The organism is Vibrio tetraodonis (assembly GCF_003350295.1).
Taxonomy (GTDB): Bacteria; Pseudomonadota; Gammaproteobacteria; order Enterobacterales; family Vibrionaceae; genus Vibrio; species Vibrio tetraodonis.
The window spans coordinates 63,547-88,404 of record NZ_QLYY01000019.1 but is presented as its reverse complement, the minus strand read 5'-3'; the positions used below and the strand labels follow the sequence as shown (position 1 = coordinate 88,404).

Sequence of the window (24,858 nt, the reverse complement as noted above, 5' to 3'; positions counted from 1 at the left end):
TCCCAATTAGATGGGATACCTAACATCAAAAAAGTTAAGTAACCACCATCAATACCATCGCCAAACATGATATGTTATATCATAACAAAAAATCAACAATCACATTGAACAAAAGTAACTAACACTAAAAATCGACATTTTTGACCTTCAGTGCCAGTTACTCAGCTTATTTACGTAGATGAAGTGCGCGTGTTGGAACATCAGATGAGGCAATTTTAGTTACTCCATTATCACTACTCCACACGTACATATTGATTAGCTGAGATAGGGGAGTTTTTACATACCCTTCACTTGTCACAGACCAGTCAGGGCATACGACCACAGTGCCGGGTAATTCAAGCTCACTATTTATGAGGGTTGAAGAACTCGTAGCGTGCCAATAAGTAATATTATCCAGTGGGATTTTATGATCCATGAGTACATTTCTGACATATGACTTAGTCAAAGTGCTTGAAAAGACGACTCTTGTTGGAGAACTAGAACAAGTTTTAGAACGCACAATACTATGACTAACCGTGTCCAAGTGATGAGATGTCCCTCGACCTTTCGGCAGCCTTTCTGTCGTAAATATAAGGTCATATTCTTCCACTGGAGGACAGTGTTCAAGACTGAAGCTGGTAAAAGAAAGTTCTCGATAATCCAAGGCTTTAAACTCTTTCAAAATACATTCGATGACTCTAGGGCAAAATACATCTTCCACCGCAATATCAAGTCGACGACCTAAGTTAACGCTCTTTAACTGCTCAAATAAGCTTTCATTCATGCTTAGCATCTTTTTAGCATGCTCTAAAAGAATTTTTCCATGTTGAGTCAGCTCAAAACCACCCCTTCTATCAAAGACTTCAACACCTACTGTACTTTCAATTTTTTTTATTTGCTGAGATACCGCAGGCTGAGTCATAAAAAGTGACTCAGCAGCAGCGGTTACACTACGATATTTCGCCACTTTTATCAGTGTTAATAGGTACTTTGAATCAATGAAACACTTAGATTGATGCATAAGGTAAGTCCACCCAACTATAAATGAAGATTAAAAACACTCACTCAAAGCCAGAGCAAGTAGCAAGAAAAGCATGATGAATAAGTACAACCGCTACTTTAGTACATCAGGGTAACTAAGAACCTCTAATAAACAATAAGTTAGAATGTATAGGTCATTCAGTAGAAATCATATACACATATGTTAATTTAATTACACTTCAAATATAAACATATGATATAAAAGGATTTAATTTCAGTTTTATAAAGCCAAACGAATAACACTCACATCTATTGATAAAACAAAAATTAGTATAAATGCAAGAAAATAAATATAAAAATCTGATTATTAAGAAGAAATGGGTACCATATCAAAGAAAATTAACTAGGCGGTGAACTTTACGAGGGCTGCGCTAGATATTGGCAGGTTGATTACATCAGAAGATCATCAGCAATCCTATAAAACGGTGAACTTACTTTTAAATCATTCAATCATAGCAATGACTAGACCTATCATTGGTGTGAAAGTCTTTGAATAAACTCTATAGAATATTGGTTAAAAACTTCAGGACGCTCAATATTGCATACATGGCCACAATTTGGGATCTCAAATAAAGTACTTCTGTCATGGACAGCAACCATCTCTTTGACAGGAGTCAGAAACATGTAATCCAATTCTCCCATCAAGTAGAGAGTCGGAATAGGTAACTCTTTATCTTTAAAGTAACGCATAAGAGGATTCACGTCTGTCGTTAAAATAAACCAACGTTTAAACTCCTTCTGGCAAAGCTTTTTTGCTTCTCGAATAAACAAATGACGAGATTCTTTCTGCGCCTTTTGAGGCATAACAATATAGGCGAATAGACTATACAACCATATGTATGGAACTATGTGTTTAAATAAGTTACCCAATTTTGCCAGTATCTGAGAACGAGTATTCAGTCTGGTGACAGCACCACCTAAAACCATAGACTTAACTCTATCTGCTGACATTTCAGCTAAATTTCTTACTATGATGGTCCCGAGCGACATACCGACAAAATGCGCCGATCCTATTTTTAGATGATCTAAAACTTTAAGTATATCTGCAGTCACTGACTTAAACGTATAGCGATTTGAGATGAGATCTTTGATAAGCGGACGTGACTGGCCATGTCCGCGGAGATCGACCAATAACAAATTAAAGTGTTGTCGATAAGCCTTAATTTGCTTGAACCAGATAGAGGAGCTTCCTCCAGCTCCATGAACGAACACAACCCATTCATCACTTGTGGGATGTAGATAGGTCTTATGAAAAAGTAGCTCTTGAGTCATAGCTCAGATTAAATCCGATTACAAATTCAATTCCGTGCAATATATCACAAATGAAACCATTCATAACTCCTAAAAAATCAATTAATATGTCAGATATCAGGCTGTGCACATAGCTAAGCCATACGACTCATTCACTATACTTTTATATAAGCTCAAATAGTGATCAGCGGCAATACTCCAGCTGAAATTTTGCTTCATTGCATTAAGCTGAACACGGCTAAATTCGTCACGCTGCTGCTCATAGAGCAATAGGGATTCTTGCAGTGTTAGCAACAAGTCACGCGATGTAGGCTGATGAAAAATAAAACCAGTCGCAATCTTAGGATCTGACGCATAATCAAGAACTGTATCTTTAAGCCCACCTACTCCTCGAACAATAGGCAGAGTGCCATACGACATACTATAAATTTGATTTAATCCACAAGGCTCAAACTCTGATGGCATCACAAATACATCCGAGCCAGCTTCTATAAGGTGTGCAAGTTCCTCGCTATAAGCCTCGACAAACTTAAATCGATCACTATGCTTGATTTCAATCTCGATAAGCTTACTCGCTAATTCTGGATCACCTGTGCCAACCATAACAAACTGTACTTTATACTTTAGGAACCGCTCGAGTATGGGTAATAAATACTGAATACCCTTCTGGTTGGTTAAACGGCAAACCATTCCGTACACTGCAATATCTGTACACTCTAACCCCAATTTGATTTGTAAAGCACGTTTACATGCTTGTTTGCCTTTCGTCATACTCTCATGATTAGCTTGATAGCTGACCGGTAAGTAAGGATCCGTGACGGGGCTCCAAACAGAGTAATCACAACCATTTAAAATGCCGACTAAATCCTCCTCACGCGATTTAAATTCCTTCGACATTCCATGACTACCCAGTTCAGTCTTAAGCTCCTCTGCATAAGTTGGACTCACTGCAGTGATTTTGTCAGCTGTCATGACCCCAGCCCTGAGCATTGTGACATGGGTCGAACTCACCGCCGCATCAGGGGCATACCTTGTCTGCATCTCCGGTAAGCAAAGAAGATCGTCATAACTAAAAACGCCCTTGAATACAGCGTTGTGTACCGTGATGACACTCTTCATCTCAGAGTAAAACTTAATTTCCCTATAACGGTATTTTAGAAGGTAGGGTACAAACCCCGTGTGCCAGTCATTGGCATGAACGATATCTGGCCGAAAGCCCAGCTTAGGTAACATATCAAGGCAAGCTGCACTAAAAAATGCAAAACGCTCACCATTGTCACTGTAAGCTTGATTGCTTACCGCATACATTTCGGGGCGATTAAAATACTTAGGACAATCAATAGCATAGACATCTAGGTTTGATACATTTAATTTCAAAACCCTGTATTCAGTGCGTGGCCAATGCTCGAGTTGAGAGTCTAATATGACTTGTGCTTCGTCAAGCTGAGAGATTTGTTGATAGGCTGGTAAAGTAATTCGTACGTCCAGGTCTACAGCGACTAGAGACTCAGGTAAAGCCCTTGCCACATCCGCTAAACCACCACTTTTGATTAAACCTTCTACTTCTGATGCAACATAAAGAACCGACAAATTACTAGTAACCAACTCGCGCTCCTTTCGGAATAACAACAATACCATCATCTGAAACATGGAATCGTTTCTTGTCTTGTTCTAGGTCTACGCCTATTCGGGTGTCAGGAGCAATATCCACATTTTTATCTATGATGACACGACGAAGCACACAGCCTTCACCGACCTTGACATCACCCATCAAGATACTTTCGCTAATATCACAAGCAGAAGCTATATTACTCCGAAAACCTAATACAGATTTCTCTATCCGTGAGCACCTTACATAGCTTCCGTTGCACACTAAACTATCTATGATTTGCACTCGCCTATTGTCAGAGTCACTGAAAGTAGCAGGTGGTAAAGCGGGATAAAAGGTATGCAGTGGCCAACTGCGGTTATAGAGAGAAAAAGGTGCATCTTTCTTCAGCAGATCCATATGAGCCTGCCAGTAGGAATCAATCGTCCCAACATCTCGCCAATAAACCGCTTCTTTCTCGCCAGGAATTCGATTCTGGCTAAAGTCATAGACAAAAACATCTCCACGAGGGAACATTTTAGGAATAATATCCTTACCAAAATCATGAGAAGAGCTTGGGTTATCAGCATCTTCTATCAACTCAGCGAACAGAGGCTGAGCTTCAAATATATAGTTACCCATTGAAACCAGCGCATGCTCTGGGTCCCCAGGTATAGACTTAGGATAAGTGGGCTTTTCTTCGAAACCAATCATCCGATTGTCTTCGTCTATTTCAATCACTCCGAAGCTTGAAGCCTCAGAGAGAGGGACTCGAAGTGCGGAGACTGTCAGTGAAGCGTGTTTCTGTTTATGAAAATCGAGAACCTGTTTAATATCCATTTTATAGATGTGATCAGAACCAAAAATACACACTTGCTCCGGTTCTGCTAACTCCATAAAGCGTAAGTTTTGGTATATTGCATCCGCAGTGCCTTCATACCAACGTTTCCCTGTTCTCATTTGAGCAGGAATAGGATCAATAAATCGATCGGTTATACCACTAATATTCCAACCTTTTTTTAGATGATGAAACAGCGATTGAGATTTGAACTGCGTTAATACATAAATACGCATTAAATCCGCATTAACAAAATTATTCAGGGCAAAATCAATAAGGCGGTAGCTTCCACCAAATGGTACTGCAGGCTTGCTACGAGGTTCAGTCAATGGGCGAAGACGGGAGCCTTCTCCACCCGCGAGGATCATTCCTAACACACCAGCCATTCTATACTCTCCATGCTCGTATACTTTGGACAAGTACCCATTCCAAAGTTTATCGCTATCTTTCAATTGACAAACTTGCCACCGAACAAACATACGAAATAAGTCAGCATCTATGCCCCTGTACATCGATTACATCATGTTCAAGCGTCACGAAATATGCACTCAGTTTACTATAACTTACCCCATTTCCATAAATTTACAATTCAAAACATGTCATACTCCGAGCGTTGGCGCGCAGAGTATGATCAACCTCTAGCCTTAAATCCTTGGATGCTCACTTTGTAACAATAAAAAAGCAGCCACATAATGTGGCTGCTTTGGCGTGTGCATTTTGTTTAGCGTTACTTCACTGACTTTTTACGCTTATCTGTGATTTCCCACTTACCGTCGACGAACAAAGCTGTGTATCCGGATGGTTTACCGTCTATCTCTGACCGTACGTAATTCTCCTTCGATTTACGGCTGAATCGAACTACCATAGAACGCCCGTCAGGATCCTTCTCTGGAGCGGTAGTTAAGTAGTGAAACTTAGGAGAGATACGATCTTTAAACCTAACCAACTCTTCCACTAGTGGAGCGCGAGTTTCACGAGATTTAGGGAAAGTACTCGCAGCAAGAAACAGCCCTGATGCACCGTCTCTTAGAACAAAGTAAGCATCTGAGTTTTCACATGGAAGCTCTGGAAAATGAACTGGATCTTCTTTCGGTGGTGCTACCTCACCATTTTTAAGGATCTTACGAGTGTTTTTACATGACTCACTTGTGCAATCCATGTACTTACCAAAACGCCCGTTTTTCAGCACCATATCACTGCCACACTTATCGCAGTCGACTACAGGTCCATCGTAACCTTTTACAGTAAACTCACCGTGTTCTACGACATAACCTTCACAATTTGGATTATTACCACAAACATGTAGCTTACGCTTGTCGTCGATTAAGTAAGCATCCATCGCTGTTTCACAGATAGGACAGCGTTTTTTAGCACGCAGTGCAGCTGTCTCAACGTCTTCTTCAAGTACGTTGATTATGCCTTCTTCATCGCCTAGGTTTATTGTGGTTTTACAGCGTTCTTTAGGTGGTAATGCATAGCCTGAACAGCCTAAGAATACACCCGTAGAAGCGGTGCGAATGCCCATTTCTCGCGAACATGTTGGACACTCAATATCGGTGTAAACAATATGGTTCGGTCTCATACCGCCATCTTGTTCATCCAACTCTGCTTTTTCCAACTCCCCCGAAAAGTCACCGAAAAAGTTATCTAGCACTTTCTTCCAGTTAGCCTCTCCATCAGCGATTTGGTCAAGCTTTTCTTCCATACGAGAGGTAAACTCGTAGTTCATCAACTCATGGAAGCTATCATCTAAACGATCGGTAACAATCTCACCCATTTTTTCAGCATAAAATCTACGCTGATCTACTTTCACATAGCCACGGTCCTGAATGGTAGAAATGATGGATGCATATGTTGATGGGCGACCTATTCCTCGCTTCTCAAGCTCTTTAACTAAAGCGGCTTCGGTAAATCTTGCAGGTGGCTTGGTAAAATGTTGCTTGGGATCTAAGCTAACCAAGTCAATTTTGTCGCCAACTTGTACCGGTGGAAGAATTTGGTCTTCATTTTTTCCAAGCGGACGTTGAACACGAGTCCATCCATCAAACTTTAGAATTCGGCCTTTTGCCTTTAGAGTATATTCGGCTGCTTTAACACTTACTGTTGTAGAATCATATTTCGCTGGTGTCATTTGACAAGCGACAAACTGATTCCATATTAGAGAGTAAAGCTTGTGTGCATCAGCCTCCATACCAGACAAATCATCTGCCTTAACTGACACATCTGAAGGACGTATTGCCTCATGCGCTTCCTGAGCTCCCTGCTTACTTCCGTAAACATTTGGCTTAGCAGGCAAGTATGGTTCACCAAACTCGTCTGTAATAAACTGGCGCGCAGCTTCGACTGCCTCAGAGCTTAAATTTGTCGAGTCAGTTCGCATATAAGTAATATAACCAGCTTCATACAGGCGCTGGGCAAGCATCATGGTTTTTTTCACACCATAACCAAGACGTGTACTCGCCGCTTGTTGCATGGTCGACGTAATGAAAGGTGCAGAAGGCTTGCTCGATGTAGGTCTGTCCTCTCGCTTACAAACCTCATAAGCTGCATTTTCCAATACTGATATAGCTGACTGAGCTTGCGCCTCATTTTCTGGCTTAAAGGCTACACCGCCTTTTTGCGCTACCTGAAGACGAAAATCTGATTTATCTGCCGTCTTAGTATCTGCGTGGATATCCCAGAATTCCTCTGGGATAAAAGCATTAATTTCTCTTTCTCGTTCAACAAGCAGCTTAACAGCAACGGATTGTACTCGCCCAGCAGACAATCCACGTGCCACTTTTTTCCAAAGTAGCGGCGAGACCATAAAACCAACAACACGGTCCATGAAGCGTCGAGCTTGTTGAGCATTCACACCATCCATGTTCAACTCACCAGGTGTTTCAAAAGCCTGCTGAATCGCGTTTTTGGTGATTTCGTTAAAGACTACTCGTTTGTATCGCTCTCCATCCCCACCGATGATCTCGCGAAGGTGCCAAGCGATAGCCTCTCCCTCACGGTCCAAATCGGTTGCGAGATAAACACTATCAGCATCCTTAGCTAATTTTTGTAACTCAGCAACAACTTTCTCTTTACCCGGTAAGATCTGATAGTTAGGCTCCCAGCCGTTAAACGGGTCGATACCCATTTTTTTAATCAGCGCCTTACGATCTTTTTCTTTTTTGATCCGAGCTTTTTCTTCCGCACTCAAACCTTTGGTAGAGATTGCCGCTGCTTTTTGACCAGTACTTTGACCAGCCGTAGGTAGGTCTCGCACATGACCCACGCTGGACTTTACAATAAAGTCCTTACCTAAATACTTATTGATGGTTTTAGCCTTAGCTGGCGACTCCACAATAACGAGTGACTTACCCATATTGACTCAAGTGTCCTTTATATGACCCGGCCTCATAACGCACGGCATACTTAAAATGTTAATTCTTTTTTACTATCGAGTGAGAAATCCAGAAGATCAATATCTTTTTTGAAATCCACGACTAAGTGGTCGACAATTCATCGAATCACAACTCACCTCTTCAAAAGGCCCCACATACTAGCCGCGGCTTGGATACTTCTGCTAATACAAGCGAGAAAATTTTGCCACCGCTCACAAAATAAGAGCCATTGCACTAGTTGCCTTGGTTGATCTACCTCAAAGGCTAAAAATGCAACTTCATATACACTCTTCTCTATCTACAGATAGCAATAGAGCATGAGTAATAATAGATGAACCAGAGAAAAGTCATTTCAAAATTCGAACTTTTATTGATTGCCAATCATCTGATTCAAGCGCACGACAATTACATTGCTGGTATGAGAGCAGATGAAGTTGAGGAAAAAGATGGTGTCCTCGTTTTTAAGGGCCAATGTTTTCTCGACACAAATGGTTTACCCACACCAAACTCACCATCAGCTTTCAATATACTGAAATATCTTACTCTTCACTTATCTAATGACTTTACATTGAGACAAAGCTAGATTCTTACAACATATTAGTTGCAATATTATGCAGCCCCAAATAATCTTCAGGGCTGATGTGCTTTAAACACTGAGTGAAGAAAGCTTGTCAAAATAATCCGGAAAAGTTTTTGAGGTACATTTCGGATCGTTAATCGTAACAGGCGTATCGCTAAGTGCTACAAGAGAAAAACACATTGCCATCCTGTGATCGTCATAAGTATCGATCTTCGCATGAAAGAGCTGATTTGGAGGCGTCACCACAATATAATCTTCGCCCTCTTCAACTTCTGCTCCGACTTTGCGTAATTCTGTCGCCATAGCTGCCAAACGATCGGTTTCTTTAACTCGCCAGTTATAGACGTTGCGAATTGCTGTCGTTCCTTCAGCAAACAAAGCAGCGGTTGCAATAGTCATGGCAGCATCAGGAATATGGTTAAAGTCCATATCAATCGCTTTTAGTTCGCCTACTCGAGAGATGACATAATCATCGCCCCACTCAATATCAGCTCCCATCTTCTCTAGCGCATCGGCAAACTGGATATCACCTTGAATGCTGTTGCGACCAATACCCGTGACTTTTATTTCCCCCCCTTTGATTGCTGCTGCTGCCAAAAAGTAAGAAGCCGACGAAGCATCACCCTCAACAAGAAACTCACCAGGAGAAACATAAGACTGCCCGTGGCGAATGGTAAATTCCTGATAATTATGATTTTCTACCTGAACACCAAACTGTGACATGATGTGTAGAGTAATGTCGATATAGGGTATAGAAACCAAGTCACCAATGATCCTAATGGTAATATCTTCCTTTGCCATGGGTGCAGACATCAAAAATGCGGTTAAAAATTGGCTTGATATCGAACCATCTATTTCAATCACGCCCCCGTTTAGACCTGTCCCTTTAATCTTTAGCGGCGGATAATCCTCATTCTCTAAATACTCTACCTTTGCACCAGCTTGTCGAAGCGCTTGCACTAAGTGACCTATGGGTCTCTCTTTCATGCGTGGCTCGCCTGTTAAAACATACTCGCCCGTTCCCAAGCAAAGAGCCGCTGCAAGAGGACGCATCGCCGTCCCTGCATTGCCAAGAAACAGCTCTAATACGTCTTTGGAGTCGAATGGCTTGCCTCGACCTTCAACTTCGCACACTGTCTTATCTTGCGAGAGCGTGTAATTCACTCCGAGCTTAGTCAGCGCGTTCAACATGTGACGAATATCATCGCTGTCGAGAAGGTTAGTCAAACGAGTTGTCCCTTGCGCTAAAGCAGCAAGCAGTAGTGCGCGATTTGAAACACTTTTAGAGCCTGGCAAGTTCACTTCGCCATGAACTTTACTGATGGGTTGTAACGTAAGGCTTTCCATTTAATTCTGAGATTCCTTGATTATGCAAGCACTGAAAATTATTAGTAACGGCAGCGTAACCAAAATTGACATCTAAAACCAGACCAAAGTCACAATTAGTGTCGATATTTTTTTGGTTTAACGAGTTAACTGCAAGCAAATCAATACTCTTTGTCTACCCTAACTCCATTGTCAAAATACAGTATGCGTACTTTGTCACCGCGTTCAAACAGCATGCTATTGTCGACATCTTGAATGACATCAATAAGCTTACCCTTGTCTGTTTTAATCAGTAATTCAACCAACTTGTATTCCACTTTGTATTCTTGGTTTGCCATATTATGTGCAACTCCTGCACCGGCAACAGCTCCAACTGCTGTCGCCACCTGCTTGCCTGTTCCACCACCAAATTGGTTACCAACAATACCTCCTACAACTGCGCCCAGTAGAGTCTCCCAACCCGACGATTCTGCCTTTACGACATCCTGCTGAGTCAAATATCGCACAGAGTCTATACTTCCAAAGACAACCTCATTGACAGGTCTAGCCTTATTTCTCTCATAAGCTGCATTGGCAAAGAGTGGTAAAATGAATAAAATCAAAAGCCATTTTCTCATCATAATTCTCCTATATTATGGCCATTTATCTAACTGAACTCGATAGTGATAACCTATGGTTCCCCTCCCCACATGAAGCGCTTCATGATCCTAATGGACTGCTCGCTTATGGAGGAGACTTAACACCTGATCGTTTACTTCTGGCCTACCAACATGGCATTTTTCCATGGTATAGCGAAAACGACCCAATACTTTGGTGGAGTCCATCACCACGAGCTGTCTTTGATCCTAAGACATTCAAACCTTCTAAAAGTCTTAAAAAATTTCAAAGAAAGAATGAATATCAAGTCAGTATTAATATGGCAACAGAAACTGTCATTGAGCAATGTGCTTCGACGCGTTCTGCCGATGAAACATGGCTGACTAATGACATGCAGATCGCCTATAAAAAGCTTGCGACTATGGGCCACTGCCATTCTGTGGAGGTATGGCAGAATAACAAAATAATCGGTGGATTATACGGTATTTCAATCGGGCAGGTATTTTGTGGAGAGTCTATGTTTAGCCTCAAAACTAACGCCTCAAAAATTGCGCTTTGGTATTTCTGTCAACATTTTACGGCGATGCGAGGAAAGCTAATCGATTGTCAGGTAATGAATAAACACCTCAAGTCTCTTGGAGCAATGGAGTTAGAGCGAGAAGAATTTATACAAAGCCTGCTATCATTAAAACAGGAAAAACTTGTTGCGAGCAGTTATAAGCCGCAGTGGATTAAGTTGTCTTCAGAGGAGAATCCATGAGTTCTGACCTGCAACAAATTCGTATAGGATTAACCGATAGTCATCAGTGCAGCTATCTTGCCGATAAACAAGAACGTGTAGCCGTCGCTCTCGATCCGACCATGCACACGGCTTCGGGTTATGAAGTGTTGTTGGCCAATGGTTTTCGTCGTAGTGGCGATACCATTTACAAGCCACATTGTGACCAGTGCCAAGCGTGTCAACCCATCAGATTATCTGTACCAGATATCGAGCTTTCAAAGAGTCAAAAGCGCTTGCTTAACAAAGCTAAGCACCTTTCATGGGAACTGAGAGACGAAATGATACCTGGTTGGTTCGAATTATATTCAAGCTATATTGAAGCGCGTCACAAAGGTGGAACCATGTATCCACCAAAACAAAATGAATTTGTTCACTTCTCCCACTGTAAATGGCTGAATACGCAATATTTACATATCTATGATCAAGATAAGTTAGTTGCAGTAGCAGTAACAGATATCTTATCCAATTCCATCAGTGCTTTTTACACCTTTTTTGACCCTCACTACCCATTATCCCTAGGAACACTAGCAGTATTGTTCCAAATAAAAGACTGTCAGCAACAGGGAAAACAATGGCTCTATCTTGGCTATCAAATCGACGAATGCCCCGCAATGAATTATAAAGTCCGTTTTCAACGCAATCAAAGGCTAGTAAATCAGCGTTGGCAAGGGTAGAATACGTCCCAAATTTATTGATTTCATTTTAGTTGGCATAATGCTGGCGGAAATTATCCATTTCTAAAAGAGGATTAAATGGCTAAAGAAGACGTTATTGAGATGCAAGGCACTGTCCTTGATACTCTTCCAAACACAATGTTCCGTGTTGAGCTAGAAAACGGTCACGTAGTTACAGCTCACATCTCCGGTAAAATGCGTAAAAACTACATCCGTATCCTTACTGGTGATAAAGTTACTGTTGAGATGACTCCTTACGACCTATCAAAAGGCCGTATCGTCTTCCGTGCTCGTTAATCTCAGATTATCGAATACAACAAAAAACGGAGCCTAGTGCTCCGTTTTTTGTTGTATTCGATACTATAGGCTATTTACCTAGGGCCTCTTTGTAATGCTGTCGGCAAACCGAGACATATCTATCATTGCCACCGATAGCAACCTGATCCCCCTGTGCTATCGCATTGCCATTTTCATCGGTTCGAATAACCATATTAGCTTTACGACCACAGTGACAAATAGTTTTGAGTTCAATCAACTTATCAGCCCATGACAACAAATACTTACTGCCTTCAAACAATTCTCCCAAAAAGTCTGTTCTCAAACCATAACAAAGCACTGGTATATTAAGCTTATCAACCACTTCTGTTAGCTGGTAGACCTGCTGCTTTGATAAAAACTGACATTCATCAACGAGGATACAATGACGCTTCTGAACCTCATCCAGAGCAGCGATTTCTTGATAGAGATTCGTATCAGTTCGAAATAGTTGCGCGTCAGACTGCAAGCCTATACGAGAGCTCACTTTACCAATCCCATACCTGTCATCCAAAGCCGCTGTGTATATAAGAGGAGTCATCCCTCGCTCTTGATAGTTAAATGATGATTGAAGAAGTGTGGTGGATTTACCCGCATTCATTGCCGAGTAGTAGAAATACATCTGAGCCACTGGTTGATTACCCTAAACTTGTGGATAGAAAGAAAAAGGGCTGAATCAACAGCCCTAAAAATATTCGCTATTTACGACGCCAAGTCGTGCCTGAGGCGCCATCTTCAAGCACAATCCCCATAGCAGTCAACTTGTCACGAGCAAGATCGGCATTCGCCCAATCTTTTGCTGCTCGCGAATCATTACGAAGTTTAATAAGTGCCTCGATTTCAGTGGCTTCACTATCATCGCCTGCTTGCCCTTTTAAAAAGGCTTCCGGCTCTTGATGTAAGATACCGATAATGTCGGCAAGCTCTCGCATCAATGAACCCAAGGCACTCGCCTGCTCGAGATTGTCATTTTTTATTCGGTTGATATCACGTGCCATATCAAACAATACTGAGTATGCTTCTGGCGTATTGAAATCGTCATTCATCGCGTCGGTATAACGCTTAACATATTCCTCACCACCAGCGGATGACACAGTTAAGTCCAAACCACGCAAAGAAGTATACAGACGTTCCAAAGAAGCTCTTGCTTGATTCAGGTTTTCTTCACTGTAATTAAGTTGACTGCGATAATGTCCTGACATCAAAAAGTAACGCACAGTCTCTGCATCATAATGACCCAGCACATCACGAATCGTGAAGAAGTTGCCAAGTGATTTCGACATCTTTTCTTTGTCGACCATCACCATACCGCTGTGCATCCAAGTGTTAACATATTGAGTGTCATGCGCACAGCATGACTGTGCAATCTCATTTTCGTGGTGTGGGAACTGGAGATCAGAGCCTCCACCATGAATATCAAAGTGATTACCGAGAATGGAAGAATTCATGGCAGAACACTCGATATGCCAACCTGGACGACCCGCGCCCCAAGGCGATTCCCAAGTTGGTTCACCTGGCTTTGACATTTTCCAAACCACAAAATCAAGTGGACTACGTTTAGCTGTTTCTACGTCTACCCGAGCACCCGCTTGTAGCTGGTCTAAATCTTGTTTTGACAGCTTACCGTACTCATCAAATTTCGCGACTTCAAACATAACATCGCCGTTGTCAGCCACATAAGCAAACCCTCGCTGAATGAGCTTTTCAACCAATGCAATGATTTCGTCAATATACTCTGTTGCGCGCGGCTCAATGTCTGGGCGTTTCATATTGAGCGCATCAAAATCGGCATGCATTTCGCCAATTAAGCGCTCAGTCAACGATTCGCAGCTTTCACCGTTTTCATTCGCGCGCTTAATGATCTTGTCATCAATGTCCGTAATGTTGCGGACAAACGTCAGATCATAACCAAGATAACGCAAATAGCGAGACACAACGTCAAAAGAGACAAAAGTGCGCCCGTGACCAATATGACAGAGATCATAGATGGTGACCCCACAGACATACATTCCAATTTTGTTGGCATTAATTGGTGTAAATTCCTCTTTTTGTCTCGTGAGTGTGTTGTATATCTTTAACATGATCTCTATCTAATTATTGTGAATATGAAATAGTACCTCAGTATAACAATATGCATGCTTAGAGATCATCCCTCAAATGTTGAAAAAAGTACGATTAAAGCCACTAATCCTCTAATACCTCCATTATTCACATACAAAATTAGTGAAACTTCATATAGAATTCACACTTTAAGTCAAAAATGAAAACTAAGGACATCATCATGATCACCCTTCACACTAATTTTGGTGACATTAAAGTTGAACTAAACGAAGACAAAGCACCTGAAACCTGTGCTAACTTTTTGCAATACTGCCGTGATGGTTTTTATGACAACACACTCTTTCACCGTGTTATTGATGGTTTCATGATCCAAGGTGGTGGCATGGAGTCTGGCCTACGTGAGAAAGAAACGCGTGCTCCGATTAAAAACGAAGCTAATAATGGCTTGAGCAATAAAGTGGGCACCCTAGCGATGGCTCGTACCATGGAGCCGCACTCAGCAAGTTCTCAATTTTTCATCAATGTAAGCAACAATACCTTCTTAGATTTTCGTAGCGAAAGCATGGATGGTTGGGGCTACTGCGTTTTTGCCGAAGTGACCGAAGGTATGGACATCGTTAACAAGATTAAAGAAGTCAGCACAGGTTCTTATGGTATGCACCAAGACGTACCGCTTGATGATGTATTAATCACTGGCACGACTATAGAAGAGTAAGTACGGTGAGGGAGAGTATATAACTCTCCCTTTCCACGTATTCTGGTTGACATGTAACTATGACCAAATTATTTATTTCCGATCTTCACCTGTCTCCATCTCTACCTGAAATTACCGATTGTTTCGTTCGCTTTATGCGTGATGAGGCTATTCACGCCGATACCCTATATGTTTTGGGTGACTTGTTTGATTTTTGGATAGGTGATGACGACCGCTCAGAGTTTGCTAATCAAATTCGTGAAGAGTTCAAACGTCTTACATCCACTGGGGTAGACTGCTATTTCACCCAAGGTAATCGAGACTTTCTTATCGGTAAACGCTTCGCGGCTGATACAGGGATTTCACTTCTGGGAGATGAGACTGTCATTGATCTCTATGGTAAGAAAGCCGTTATATTGCATGGAGATACATTGTGCACCCAAGACATACAGTATCTCAAATTTCGCGACATAGTGCATAAACCTTGGCTACAATGGCTATTCAATCTTATTCCGATGTTTATCAAAAAAAAGATTGTCAAAAAAGTACAAACTGACATTCGTTCAGACAAGCAACACAAACCATTAGAAATCATGGATGTAACCCAATCTGAAGTCGAGTCTGTACTAGACAGGTACCAAGTCGAACTGATGATTCATGGGCATACTCATAGACCCAGTATCCATAAATTCGGCACCATAGAAAACCAAAGAACCCGGATTGTGCTTGGTGATTGGTACAGTCAAGGCTCGGTGCTTGTCTTTAGCAAAGAGGGCTATGCTCTTGAACAAAGATCTTTTCATCAAAAACCTTAGACATAAGTCCTTATGTTTTCCTCATTTCGATAATACAACGCACTACCGGAGCTAACATGGATACTTGTCCTTGCGGCACAAATAAAGACTATGCGAATTGCTGTGAACCTATTCATAATGATCATGCTAAGGCCAAAACGCCAGAGCAGCTGATGCGTTCTCGCTACAGTGCTCATGTTAAACACTTGGTCGATTATGTTGTTGCAACCTATCACCCAAGTTGCGAAGCACAAATGCAAAGAGAGGCGATTCAACAATCGGTGGAAAGTGAATGGTGTGAGCTGGAGGTCGTCAAGGTCGAAGATGGAGTCCATGCCCAAGAAGGGTTCGTTACCTTTAAAGCTTACTTTACAGAGCAAGGTATCAAACACTGCCTTGAAGAGCGCTCACGCTTTATAAGAGAAAATGATCTCTGGTTTTACATAGATGGTACTTTCCCGAACAGCCCTTCATTAGATAAATCGGCTAATAGCAAAGTAGGCCGAAATGACCCCTGTACCTGTGGTAGTGGTAAAAAATACAAAAAGTGCTGCGGTTAATTATCAATAACAAGAAATCTCCTCAGATAGAAGGCGAAGAGCCTTCTATCACATCAGAGCGAATGCTAGGCTTGATTAGGGTTAACCCTCAAAATGTCATCTTGATCATCAGCAAACTGTTTTTTTAGCTCAGACTTTGATTTGAAACTCACCTCACCACCTTTGGCAACTGTCATATGCTGAGCTTCTGAGTTGTGCTTTGACTGATACAACATCACAGCTTGCATACATGAGTCTCGTTGCTGCTGAGAAAGTGGTGTACCCTCAGGCCATTTACCTGTTTCAACAGCATACAAAAGACGCTCATATGCTTCTGGTGTAATCGCATTAACTAACTGCTCTGCGTCCATGGTCTATCCTTAAGTTGTAACTAATATGAGAAAAACATAACCAGCAAGCGATCTGAGTCAAGATTACGTGCTGAGATAAGTGTAACGGATCACAAGCAATTATAAATATGAAGCCATTAAAATTATTCGTAATAGTTGTTCTAGCTGCTGCTGTCACTGGATGTTTCGAAAATAGAAGAAATACTGATCAGCTTTGTAAGGACAACCCAAAACTTCGCTGCGAGAGAATGAATCAAAATGATGGTCAGTGCAAACTACCACGTACTAAGCTCATCTGGCATAGATATGACTCATTCCGAAATCCATCAGATGTGATGTTAATCAAAGAGTATGCGTTAACCGCAGAATATAAAAAATGCATAGAGCTCGCTTCACAGATTCAAACCATAGATCAAGCAGATTTGCGAAGAAAGCGTTTCAATGCACTGGTCAATGCAGGTGAAGACCTCGAGACTCTTGTGGAAGAGATTAGAAAGTCCTCATCCCCTGATGCTCTATATTTCTTGTGGAGTCAGACCGGCGATGAAAGTGCACGTAGAAGCTTCTTACAGCTTGAAGGGAAACCTGCCTTAGAGACAGCAGAAATGCAGTACGCCCTTGCGACTTTCTACACCAGTCGCGACTTAGAAAAAACCATTAAACTGCTCAACAAGTCTCTTGAGCTGAGCGATGGAGATAACCTTAATACGGACATATTCAAATCACTTGCCAGTATCAATTACCAGCTAAATCAAAAAGAGCAGGCTTACGTTTGGGCCATGGTTGCCAGTGCGTTTGAAGTCCCTGTTATCGCCTCAACACAAGAAATGAAATTACTCTACGGGTTTAGTGAAGATAAATATGATCAGCTTGATGACATTGCAGATGATATCAAAAGTGCGCTTGATAGTGGCAAATACAAACGCAGTATGATGCCCAAGTTCAACTGAAAGAATGGAACAAGTAGCGGTGATTTATTCACCGCTTTGTTCTGATTTGTTGAAAATTAACGACACTGAGTTAACACAAAATCGCTCACCTGTAGTAGCAGGCCCATCAGGGAAAACATGCCCCAAATGGCTATCACATACTGCACAACGAATTTCTGTCCTTACCATTCCGTGACTCAAATCTTCTATATAGCGAATAGCTTGGTCGTTAATCGGCGCATCGAAACTTGGCCAACCACACCCAGAGTCATATTTATTATCTGACTGAAACAAGGCACTATCGCAGCAGGTACATTGATATACCCCAGTGTCTTTATTATGCAGTAATTTGCCGGAGAACGGTGCTTCAGTACCTTGCATGCGACATACTCGATATTCTTCATCAGACAACCTGTCACGCCAGTATTCATCAGGTTTGTTAATTTTTTCTTTTGCCTGTTCCAATTTTATTTCTCCCTCGAAAAAGGATTCAACTCGTTGACTTTATCGTTGTAAAAACTTGCGCTAGTGAGTGTTTGTAGCACATACTTTAGAACCGTGAAAGGATGGTTAGACACTCACCATCGATGAACGCATCCAAGCTATCTTATGTCAACTGGTTAAGAAAAAAACCCACAATCCGCTCAAAAGATAGTCAAATAATACTTGTTATGAAAAAAAGCGACGCTTTTTTTTGACTTTAAACAAGTTAAGTCCGATTATCTGTTGCAGATTTTGACTGGATTCTGTAATTTTACTACCAGTTATCTTTAATCAGAAATTAAGTTGTGGAGCAACTATAATGACTATCAAAGTAGGTATTAACGGTTTTGGCCGTATCGGTCGTTTCGTATTTCGTGCAGCACAAGAGCGCAACGACATCGAAGTTGTGGGTATCAACGACCTAATCGATGTAGAATACATGGCGTACATGCTTAAGTACGATTCAACTCACGGCCGTTTCAATGGTACTGTTGAAGTTGAAGGCGGTAACTTAATTGTAAACGGTAAGACGGTACGTGTTACTGCAGAGCGCAACCCAACTGAGCTTAAGTGGGATGAAATTGGTGTTGATGTTGTCGCTGAAGCAACTGGTATCTTCCTAACAGACGAAACTGCGCGTCAGCACATTACTGCAGGTGCAAAAAAGGTAGTTCTAACTGGCCCTTCTAAAGATGCGACACCTATGTTCGTTATGGGCGTTAACCATGCTTCTTACGCAGGCCAAGACATAGTTTCTAACGCTTCATGTACAACAAACTGTCTCGCTCCTATCGCAAAAGTTCTTAATGACAAATTCGGTATTGAGTCTGGTCTAATGACAACAGTACACGCGACTACAGCAACTCAAAAAACAGTAGATGGCCCTTCAGCAAAAGACTGGCGCGGTGGTCGTGGTGCTTCTCAAAACATCATTCCATCTTCAACAGGTGCAGCTAAAGCCGTAGGTGTTGTACTTCCTGAGCTAAATGGCAAACTAACTGGTATGGCATTCCGCGTACCTACAGCTAACGTTTCTGTTGTTGACCTAACTGTAAACCTGAAAGAAGGTGCATCTTACGAAGCTGTTTGTGCAGCAATGAAAGAAGCTTCTGAAGGTGAGCTAAAAGGCGTTCTAGGTTACACTGAAGACGCAGTCGTTTCTCAAGACTTTATCGGTGAAGTGCAAACTTCAGTATTCGATGCAAAAGCGGGCATCGCTCTTACTGACAAGTTTGTTAAAGTTGTATCTTGGTACGATAACGAAATCGGCTACTCAAACAAAGTTCTCGATCTAATCGCACACATTTCTAAGTAACGCGATTAATTTATAGCTTTATGATAAAGGCGGCCACTGAGTCGCCTTTTTTGCATTTAAAGCAAAACATGCATAGATAAAACCGAGTAATAAGTACTATATCTACCTTCCGCGCTGGCAGAGGAAACCTAGACATGGATTTAAACACGCTTCCACCTATAACCGTATTAACGAACAACATCACTATCGTCGAAGTAGACCAAGTAAAAATCATCCGGGTAATCCATGACAAAGCGACCGCTGGTATCGCGCTGCATGGCGGACATATTGTCTCGTATAAACCCACGGGGCAAAAAGATCTCATCTGGATGAGTGAAAGAGCAATTTTTGACGGTAAAACAGCACTCCGTGGGGGTATTCCTGTGTGCTGGCCATGGTTTGGTCGGATTGCTTCCCCTTCTCATGGCTTTGCAAGAACAACCGAGTGGTCATTACTACAACATAGGGAAAACGATCACGGAGTAGTTATCGAGCTTGGGTTGAGTCCCTCAGAGAAAAGTCTGGAGATATGGCCATTTCAATTTGACGCTCGACTTATCATCGAAGTTGGAGAAGAGCTAAACCTTACTTTGAGTGTCTCCAATGCAGATGTAAAACCATGGAGGTTTTCAGCTGCTCTTCATAGCTATCTTAATGTGAGTGATATTCGCGATGCCATAATCACAGGAGCGGGTTCTGAGTATAAGGATAACCTACAAGGTCAAGCTCGCTGTACAGGTCATGATCCACTGCAGTTAACCGAGACCATTGATAGGGTATATACTCACCCCAACAAAAAAATATGCCTTAAGGATGCGGGTTACAACAGAGGATTAGTTATTGAAAACCAAGGCCATAATTCAGCTGTACTATGGAACCCTTGGCAACAAGGGTCAACAGATTTATACGACATGGCTGACCATGGTTATCTTACCATGATGTGCATCGAATCGAGCCTTCACGCATCAAGCCTAGAGCAAGGTAAAGAGCTACAACCTGGGGAAAGTCACCAACTCTCAACAAAGCTATCTATTGCTTGAACTCAAGCCACATATCTCTATGTATGTGGCTACACTATTGTCATGGTTTGAACCCTATCTTCCTGTTAAAATCCATCACAATTACTCCAATGCGAAATTGTTATGTCTTATTCTTGTCCTCTTTGCGAACACAGTCTGACTCTCACCGAACGCTCTTATCGTTGTGAAAATAATCACTCATTTGATATTGCCAAAGAAGGCTACGTCAACCTAATGCCGGTTCAACACAAACGGTCAAAAGACCCCGGCGACAACAAAGAGATGATGCAGGCACGTCGCCATTTTTTAGAAAGAGGCTATTATCAGCCCATGCAGAGTAAGGTTGCGCAAATCTGCGCGCAGTATTTAAAAAACTCTCAGCACAAGCTACTCGATATAGGTTGTGGCGAAGGCTATTACACCAATGGAGTTTCATGCCAACTAAAGAATCAGCACCCTAACGCTGTTACTTATGGCCTTGATATATCGAAAGTTGCTATTCGTTATGCTTCAAAACGCTATCCAAATTGCCAATTCAGCGTGGCATCGAGTGCACGCCTACCTTTTGAAGATAAATGCCTTGATGCAGTTCTCAGAATCTATGCACCGTGCAGCCCCAGCGAACTCGAGCGTGTTCTTTGCTCTGGCGGTATTGTGGTTACCGTAACTCCTGGTGCGCGGCACTTGTACCAACTGCGAGAAAAGCTGTATGAAACCGTTAATCTGCATGATGAGAGTCCCGAGGAACTCGATGGCTTTGAGCTAGAGCAACAGGTAGCATTAAATTATGTTATGACGTTAGAAAATGGCGACGCAGATACTCTTTTACAAATGACACCCTTCGCATGGAAAGCCGACTCAACACTCCGCCAGTCATTGGCATCTGAGGAGTCATTTGAATGCGAGGCCGATTTTATTATCCGAATCTATCGTAAACACTAGTAGCTATTGGTAGTATAGATAAACCGTAATTATCACCTTCTTTCGAAAAAGCATATGTATAAATTCATTAGCTTAGCTTTGGTCTCCTTGAGTCTAACGGCTTGCTCGACTTCATCGCCAAAGCAAACTGAGACTTTCTACGACTACCAACTTTTCTCCCCAAGTGCTATCCCTATTTCTTTGCATAAGCTTCCTCAAGATATCCTTGAAGCCGATGTGATTCTGGTGGGAGAGCTGCATTCCCATAGCGGTATTCATCATTTTCAAACCGATTTGTTCAACACTCTATCCGCTCAAGAACGAACAACTGCCCTATCCATGGAGCAGTTCTCACGAGATTCACAACCTGTTATTGAACAATACCTAAATGGCGAAATAGGTGAGCAGACTCTAATAAGGGAAGCAAATGCTTGGCCCAACTACGAAAGTGATTACCGTCCGATAGTTGAACTCGCCAAAGCTCGTCAACTCGATATTATTGCTGCTAATGCCCCGAAAAATATTGTTCGTTGTATCGGCAAGCAAGGCATATCATACCTAGATAAGCTCAACCCAGAGCAACGCGCTACAGTCGCTACTCATGTAAATACACAGCCAAGTCTGTATAAAGATAAATTTATGGCTTCCATGCACCATGGTGTGAATGAAAAAGCAGAGCGATACTACGAAGCGCAAATCACTTGGGATGAAACCATGGCTGAAAGCATCACAGACTATTTGCAGTTTAACCCCAAAGCACAAGTTCTTCATATTGGCGGGAAGTTTCATATCGAGAAAGGGCTGGGAATAAAAGCTTCTATAGTGGCACGTCAACCCAACTTAAAAGTCGTGGTTATTACGCCCAATGACGAGGTTATCTCAAACAGTCAGGATTATCAGCTTGAAGTACTCCCCTTTCCTTACCGATATATAAAAGAGGAAAATTGGCTAAAGGAATCCAAGCATTTAAATAAGAGAAATGATGACTTAGTTTGCCTATAATCACAGCTTTTCCTTCTGGCGTATGGCTGATTCATAAATATCGAAATCAGCCTACACTTCCCCTTTCTTAACTCTTTTATCTATTCTTTATCGTCTATCATTATTATCGGCATACTTTGTGCTTGGATAGATTTCAGGCAAATACGGTATTTTTTGCACAAGTTTTCCTTTGAACGGCCGATATTAACCCTGAGGATGATGTAAGGAGATCGCTATGACACCAGTAGGAATGGAGCCAGCCAAGCTGCCCCCTACCCAGCAGGTCAAGCCTCAAGCGAATCAAAGCGAGTTGAGCCAAAGCTCGGCACCGCTTAAGGTAGAGCAGAACAAAGTCACACTTTCAGAAGAAGGAAAAGCACTGCTGGCGGCTTTACAAGAGCTAGACAAAGAATCCAAAGCAGCTGAAAAAGAGAACAAAACTGTTGGAGATAAAGTCGAATCGTTTACTCACGGAGCTCTAGGTATCGACAAACCCGATGAAATAGAAAAAGAAGAAGATGGTGCCTACTCAGCGGGGCAATATCTTTCCGCAGCGGCAACGGTTGGTGGATTTCTTCTAGCACTGGTGTAATAAAGAAAATGTAATCAAAACAGGCAAGCTCTGATGAGTAATCATTAGATCCGCACTCTATCTGGTGCGAGTCAGACCTGTGTACTCCAATAACCGACCAGTTACCACCAATACAACATGCACCGCGCCTTAACCCTCAGTAAATCAAACGCTTCTCAAATCCAACACAAAGAATAAACATAAAATTAAGCCTGTTGATCATAGGATTAATCAATGTAAAGTGGGTCAATAAAATCACAGCATCAATAGGACCACCATGAAACATTTTACCAAACCTATTTTCACAGCAATGGTCACTTCTGCCTTTTCTTGTAACCTAGTTTCTGCAGAAATTAAAAACGTTATCTTAATGATTGGCGACGGTATGGGCCCTCAACAAGTGGGTTTACTTGAAACCTACGCAAACAGAGCGCCAAATTCGATATACAAAGGACAACCAACAGCACTATTCCAACTTGCTCAAGAGGGCGTGATTGGCTCCTCATTAACTCACCCAGAAGATGCTATCGTGGTTGATTCTGCATGTTCTGCAACCATGCTCTCTACAGGGGTCCATACTGGCTCTGAAGTCATTGGCATCGATGCACAGGGCAACCATGTCCAAACTGTATTAGAAAAGGCAAAAAGTTTAGGCAAAGCAACAGGACTTGTCTCAGACACTCGCCTAACCCATGCAACACCAGCATCTTTCGCTGCTCATCAAGCTCATCGCTCTCTAGAGAATGAAATTGCCACAGATATGCTGGAGACAGGTGCCGATGTAATGCTATCAGGGGGACTTAGACACTGGATTCCACAATCAACGAATGACAAAGGCGAAGTGTACAACCAGCTGAAAGAGCTGACTCAAGGTGATATCTACCTCAAGTCCAAACGCAAAGACGAACGTAACCTTCTAACTGAAGCGCAGCAAAATGGCTACCAATTAGTATTCAATCGACAAGCGATGAAAACCTCATCGAATGAAAAATTGCTCGGACTATTTTCGTACTCAGGAATGGACGATGGCATTACATACAGCGCCAATAAAGATGATCCCAAACGTACTCAGCCTAGCTTGAAGGAAATGACTAGCAAAGCTTTAGAAGTACTGTCAAAAGATAAAGATGGTTTCTTTCTAATGGTTGAAGGCGGACAAATAGATTGGGCTGCACACAGCAATGATGCGGGCAATATGCTGCATGAAATGCTTAAATTTGATGAGGCTATTAACACGGTTTATCAATGGGCAAAAGGTCGTAACGACACTCTTGTTATCGTCACAGCCGATCATGAAACGGGCTCCTTTGGTTTCAGTTATTCTTCTAAAAACCTTCCTAAACCACAAAAACGCGAGGGCGAGGCATTCTCAAATAAAGATTATGCCCCAAACTTTAACTTCGGGTCATTTGAGCTGCTTGATAAACTGTATCAACAAAAGAAGAGCTACTATGGCATGGTCAGTGAGTTTGAACAATTGGATAAAAGCCAGCAAACCGCCGTCAAGTTTGCCGAGATTGTGAATACCAATACGAAGTTTCCTATCACTTCTGCTCAAGCAGAAAAGGTTTTAGCCAATAAACCCAATCCATATCGCCTAGCTGGCCACTCGTACCTATCTGCTGAAAACATACCAGCAATCAATGATTTTGATGCCTTTTTTCCATACAACGACCGTGGAAATGTCCTAGCAAGGGAACAAGCCATCAGTCAAAACATTGTGTGGGGAACAGGAACCCATACTCACACGCCAGTAAACGTATTTGCTTGGGGACCTGCTGAGGCGATTATCCCTGTATCGAAAATCATGCACCACTCCGAGCTTGGTGAATACATCAAGACCCAGGTAAAGTAGTTGAATATAATAAACGCCCAACT

25 protein-coding genes are annotated in these 24,858 nt (G+C 42.0%); 14 read left to right on the top strand and 11 right to left on the bottom strand.

The window, feature by feature from the left end; all coding sequences use genetic code 11:
- Positions 1-166 precede the first annotated feature (166 nt).
- From DPF90_RS14885 to topA, 5 genes are all read right to left on the bottom strand, one after another.
- On the bottom strand, positions 167-1,000 hold the full coding sequence (locus tag DPF90_RS14885) for a LysR family transcriptional regulator (protein ID WP_114787123.1): 834 nt from the start codon (positions 998-1,000) through the stop codon (positions 167-169).
- A 491-nt stretch (positions 1,001-1,491) separates the two neighbouring features.
- A complete protein-coding gene (locus DPF90_RS14880; protein ID WP_114787122.1) occupies positions 1,492-2,292 on the bottom strand; it encodes an alpha/beta fold hydrolase in 801 nt (266 codons plus the stop codon).
- A 96-nt stretch (positions 2,293-2,388) separates the two neighbouring features.
- Positions 2,389-3,876, bottom strand: a complete 1,488-nt coding sequence (gene glgA, locus DPF90_RS14875) for a glycogen synthase GlgA (protein WP_114787121.1) — start codon at positions 3,874-3,876, stop codon at positions 2,389-2,391.
- A complete protein-coding gene (gene glgC / locus DPF90_RS14870; protein WP_114787181.1) occupies positions 3,866-5,083 on the bottom strand; it encodes a glucose-1-phosphate adenylyltransferase in 1,218 nt (405 codons plus the stop codon). The genes glgA and glgC overlap by 11 nt, the downstream gene beginning before the upstream one ends.
- A gap of 341 nt (positions 5,084-5,424) precedes the next feature.
- Positions 5,425-8,052, bottom strand: a complete 2,628-nt coding sequence (topA, locus tag DPF90_RS14865) for a type I DNA topoisomerase (RefSeq protein WP_114787120.1) — start codon at positions 8,050-8,052, stop codon at positions 5,425-5,427.
- A gap of 350 nt (positions 8,053-8,402) precedes the next feature.
- Here topA and DPF90_RS14860 point away from each other — a divergent pair, with 350 nt between their 5' ends.
- Entirely contained in the window at positions 8,403-8,654 is a 252-nt protein-coding gene (locus DPF90_RS14860) for a DUF2498 family protein (RefSeq protein WP_114787119.1), read from the top strand.
- Between the two features lie 63 nt (positions 8,655-8,717).
- Here the strand turns inward: DPF90_RS14860 and aroA are convergent, their stop codons facing one another.
- Both aroA and DPF90_RS14850 read right to left on the bottom strand, forming a co-directional pair.
- Positions 8,718-9,998, bottom strand: coding sequence for a 3-phosphoshikimate 1-carboxyvinyltransferase (gene aroA / locus DPF90_RS14855; RefSeq protein WP_114787118.1), 1,281 nt, complete (start codon positions 9,996-9,998; stop codon positions 8,718-8,720).
- 140 nt (positions 9,999-10,138) lie between these two features.
- Complete coding sequence (locus DPF90_RS14850) at positions 10,139-10,594, bottom strand: outer membrane lipoprotein (RefSeq protein ID WP_114787117.1); 456 nt, start codon at positions 10,592-10,594, stop codon at positions 10,139-10,141.
- Positions 10,595-10,611: 17 nt separating this feature from the next.
- Between DPF90_RS14850 and aat the strand changes: the two genes are divergently transcribed.
- The 3 genes from aat (at position 10,612) to infA (ending at position 12,326) form a co-directional block, all read left to right on the top strand.
- Positions 10,612-11,334: a leucyl/phenylalanyl-tRNA--protein transferase gene (gene aat / locus DPF90_RS14845; protein ID WP_114787116.1), complete on the top strand. Its 723-nt coding sequence runs from the start codon at positions 10,612-10,614 to the stop codon at positions 11,332-11,334.
- Positions 11,331-12,029 (top strand): arginyltransferase, encoded by a 699-nt coding sequence (locus tag DPF90_RS14840; RefSeq protein WP_114787115.1) that lies wholly within the window; start codon positions 11,331-11,333, stop codon positions 12,027-12,029. Before aat ends, DPF90_RS14840 begins: the two co-directional genes overlap by 4 nt.
- Positions 12,030-12,107: 78 nt before the next feature.
- Complete coding sequence (infA, locus tag DPF90_RS14835) at positions 12,108-12,326, top strand: translation initiation factor IF-1 (protein ID WP_001040192.1); 219 nt, start codon at positions 12,108-12,110, stop codon at positions 12,324-12,326.
- Positions 12,327-12,396: 70 nt separating this feature from the next.
- Here the strand turns inward: infA and DPF90_RS14830 are convergent, their stop codons facing one another.
- Positions 12,397-12,975 (bottom strand): thymidine kinase, encoded by a 579-nt coding sequence (locus tag DPF90_RS14830; protein ID WP_114787114.1) that lies wholly within the window; start codon positions 12,973-12,975, stop codon positions 12,397-12,399.
- 67 nt (positions 12,976-13,042) lie between these two features.
- The gene (gene cysS / locus DPF90_RS14825; protein ID WP_114787113.1) at positions 13,043-14,425 is read right to left on the bottom strand and encodes a cysteine--tRNA ligase; all 1,383 of its coding nucleotides are present in this window, start codon (positions 14,423-14,425) and stop codon (positions 13,043-13,045) included.
- A 200-nt stretch (positions 14,426-14,625) separates the two neighbouring features.
- Here cysS and DPF90_RS14820 point away from each other — a divergent pair, with 200 nt between their 5' ends.
- From DPF90_RS14820 to DPF90_RS14810, 3 genes are read left to right on the top strand one after another with little or no spacing between them, the layout of a single operon-like run.
- Positions 14,626-15,120: a peptidylprolyl isomerase gene (locus DPF90_RS14820; RefSeq protein ID WP_114787112.1), complete on the top strand. Its 495-nt coding sequence runs from the start codon at positions 14,626-14,628 to the stop codon at positions 15,118-15,120.
- Positions 15,121-15,179: 59 nt separating this feature from the next.
- A complete protein-coding gene (gene lpxH / locus DPF90_RS14815) occupies positions 15,180-15,914 on the top strand; it encodes a UDP-2,3-diacylglucosamine diphosphatase (RefSeq protein ID WP_114787111.1) in 735 nt (244 codons plus the stop codon).
- Positions 15,915-15,970: 56 nt separating this feature from the next.
- On the top strand, positions 15,971-16,453 hold the full coding sequence (locus DPF90_RS14810; protein ID WP_114787110.1) for a YchJ family protein: 483 nt from the start codon (positions 15,971-15,973) through the stop codon (positions 16,451-16,453).
- A 65-nt stretch (positions 16,454-16,518) separates the two neighbouring features.
- Here DPF90_RS14810 and DPF90_RS14805 read toward each other — a convergent pair whose 3' ends face one another.
- Complete coding sequence (locus DPF90_RS14805; RefSeq protein ID WP_114787109.1) at positions 16,519-16,803, bottom strand: YeaC family protein; 285 nt, start codon at positions 16,801-16,803, stop codon at positions 16,519-16,521.
- A gap of 107 nt (positions 16,804-16,910) precedes the next feature.
- Between DPF90_RS14805 and DPF90_RS14800 the strand changes: the two genes are divergently transcribed.
- Positions 16,911-17,732: a DUF2989 domain-containing protein gene (locus DPF90_RS14800; protein ID WP_114787108.1), complete on the top strand. Its 822-nt coding sequence runs from the start codon at positions 16,911-16,913 to the stop codon at positions 17,730-17,732.
- Between the two features lie 24 nt (positions 17,733-17,756).
- On the opposite strand, the gene msrB is transcribed toward DPF90_RS14800, so the two are convergent.
- Entirely contained in the window at positions 17,757-18,176 is a 420-nt protein-coding gene (gene msrB, locus DPF90_RS14795) for a peptide-methionine (R)-S-oxide reductase MsrB (protein WP_114787107.1), read from the bottom strand.
- 337 nt (positions 18,177-18,513) lie between these two features.
- Between msrB and gap the strand changes: the two genes are divergently transcribed.
- The 6 genes from gap (at position 18,514) to DPF90_RS14765 (ending at position 24,835) form a co-directional block, all read left to right on the top strand.
- The gene (gap, locus tag DPF90_RS14790; RefSeq protein ID WP_114787106.1) at positions 18,514-19,509 is read left to right on the top strand and encodes a type I glyceraldehyde-3-phosphate dehydrogenase; all 996 of its coding nucleotides are present in this window, start codon (positions 18,514-18,516) and stop codon (positions 19,507-19,509) included.
- Between the two features lie 134 nt (positions 19,510-19,643).
- Positions 19,644-20,528 carry a D-hexose-6-phosphate mutarotase gene (locus tag DPF90_RS14785; RefSeq protein ID WP_114787105.1) on the top strand — a complete coding sequence of 295 codons (885 nt, stop codon included), beginning with the start codon at positions 19,644-19,646 and terminating at the stop codon, positions 20,526-20,528.
- Positions 20,529-20,630: 102 nt separating this feature from the next.
- The gene (gene rlmA, locus DPF90_RS14780; RefSeq protein WP_114787104.1) at positions 20,631-21,449 is read left to right on the top strand and encodes a 23S rRNA (guanine(745)-N(1))-methyltransferase; all 819 of its coding nucleotides are present in this window, start codon (positions 20,631-20,633) and stop codon (positions 21,447-21,449) included.
- A gap of 54 nt (positions 21,450-21,503) precedes the next feature.
- Entirely contained in the window at positions 21,504-22,430 is a 927-nt protein-coding gene (locus DPF90_RS14775) for a ChaN family lipoprotein (protein WP_114787103.1), read from the top strand.
- A gap of 214 nt (positions 22,431-22,644) precedes the next feature.
- Positions 22,645-23,001, top strand: a complete 357-nt coding sequence (locus DPF90_RS14770; protein WP_114787102.1) for a hypothetical protein — start codon at positions 22,645-22,647, stop codon at positions 22,999-23,001.
- A 256-nt stretch (positions 23,002-23,257) separates the two neighbouring features.
- The gene (locus DPF90_RS14765) at positions 23,258-24,835 is read left to right on the top strand and encodes an alkaline phosphatase (protein ID WP_114787101.1); all 1,578 of its coding nucleotides are present in this window, start codon (positions 23,258-23,260) and stop codon (positions 24,833-24,835) included.
- Positions 24,836-24,858 lie beyond the last annotated feature (23 nt).

What these genes read in the sequence shown, in the direction of transcription:
- DPF90_RS14885 (WP_114787123.1), bottom strand. Translation starts at nt 1,000, where the DNA reads ATGCATCAATCTAAGTGTTTCATTGATTCAAAGTACCTATTAACACTG.
- DPF90_RS14880 (WP_114787122.1), bottom strand. Translation starts at nt 2,292, where the DNA reads ATGACTCAAGAGCTACTTTTTCATAAGACCTATCTACATCCCACAAGT.
- glgC (WP_114787181.1), bottom strand. Translation starts at nt 5,083, where the DNA reads ATGGCTGGTGTGTTAGGAATGATCCTCGCGGGTGGAGAAGGCTCCCGT.
- topA (WP_114787120.1), bottom strand. Translation starts at nt 8,052, where the DNA reads ATGGGTAAGTCACTCGTTATTGTGGAGTCGCCAGCTAAGGCTAAAACC.
- DPF90_RS14860 (WP_114787119.1), top strand. Translation starts at nt 8,403, where the DNA reads ATGAACCAGAGAAAAGTCATTTCAAAATTCGAACTTTTATTGATTGCC.
- aroA (WP_114787118.1), bottom strand. Translation starts at nt 9,998, where the DNA reads ATGGAAAGCCTTACGTTACAACCCATCAGTAAAGTTCATGGCGAAGTG.
- DPF90_RS14850 (WP_114787117.1), bottom strand. Translation starts at nt 10,594, where the DNA reads ATGAGAAAATGGCTTTTGATTTTATTCATTTTACCACTCTTTGCCAAT.
- aat (WP_114787116.1), top strand. Translation starts at nt 10,612, where the DNA reads ATGGCCATTTATCTAACTGAACTCGATAGTGATAACCTATGGTTCCCC.
- DPF90_RS14840 (WP_114787115.1), top strand. Translation starts at nt 11,331, where the DNA reads ATGAGTTCTGACCTGCAACAAATTCGTATAGGATTAACCGATAGTCAT.
- infA (WP_001040192.1), top strand. Translation starts at nt 12,108, where the DNA reads ATGGCTAAAGAAGACGTTATTGAGATGCAAGGCACTGTCCTTGATACT.
- cysS (WP_114787113.1), bottom strand. Translation starts at nt 14,425, where the DNA reads ATGTTAAAGATATACAACACACTCACGAGACAAAAAGAGGAATTTACA.
- DPF90_RS14820 (WP_114787112.1), top strand. Translation starts at nt 14,626, where the DNA reads ATGATCACCCTTCACACTAATTTTGGTGACATTAAAGTTGAACTAAAC.
- lpxH (WP_114787111.1), top strand. Translation starts at nt 15,180, where the DNA reads ATGACCAAATTATTTATTTCCGATCTTCACCTGTCTCCATCTCTACCT.
- DPF90_RS14810 (WP_114787110.1), top strand. Translation starts at nt 15,971, where the DNA reads ATGGATACTTGTCCTTGCGGCACAAATAAAGACTATGCGAATTGCTGT.
- DPF90_RS14805 (WP_114787109.1), bottom strand. Translation starts at nt 16,803, where the DNA reads ATGGACGCAGAGCAGTTAGTTAATGCGATTACACCAGAAGCATATGAG.
- DPF90_RS14800 (WP_114787108.1), top strand. Translation starts at nt 16,911, where the DNA reads ATGAAGCCATTAAAATTATTCGTAATAGTTGTTCTAGCTGCTGCTGTC.
- gap (WP_114787106.1), top strand. Translation starts at nt 18,514, where the DNA reads ATGACTATCAAAGTAGGTATTAACGGTTTTGGCCGTATCGGTCGTTTC.
- DPF90_RS14785 (WP_114787105.1), top strand. Translation starts at nt 19,644, where the DNA reads ATGGATTTAAACACGCTTCCACCTATAACCGTATTAACGAACAACATC.
- rlmA (WP_114787104.1), top strand. Translation starts at nt 20,631, where the DNA reads ATGTCTTATTCTTGTCCTCTTTGCGAACACAGTCTGACTCTCACCGAA.
- DPF90_RS14775 (WP_114787103.1), top strand. Translation starts at nt 21,504, where the DNA reads ATGTATAAATTCATTAGCTTAGCTTTGGTCTCCTTGAGTCTAACGGCT.
- DPF90_RS14770 (WP_114787102.1), top strand. Translation starts at nt 22,645, where the DNA reads ATGACACCAGTAGGAATGGAGCCAGCCAAGCTGCCCCCTACCCAGCAG.
- DPF90_RS14765 (WP_114787101.1), top strand. Translation starts at nt 23,258, where the DNA reads ATGAAACATTTTACCAAACCTATTTTCACAGCAATGGTCACTTCTGCC.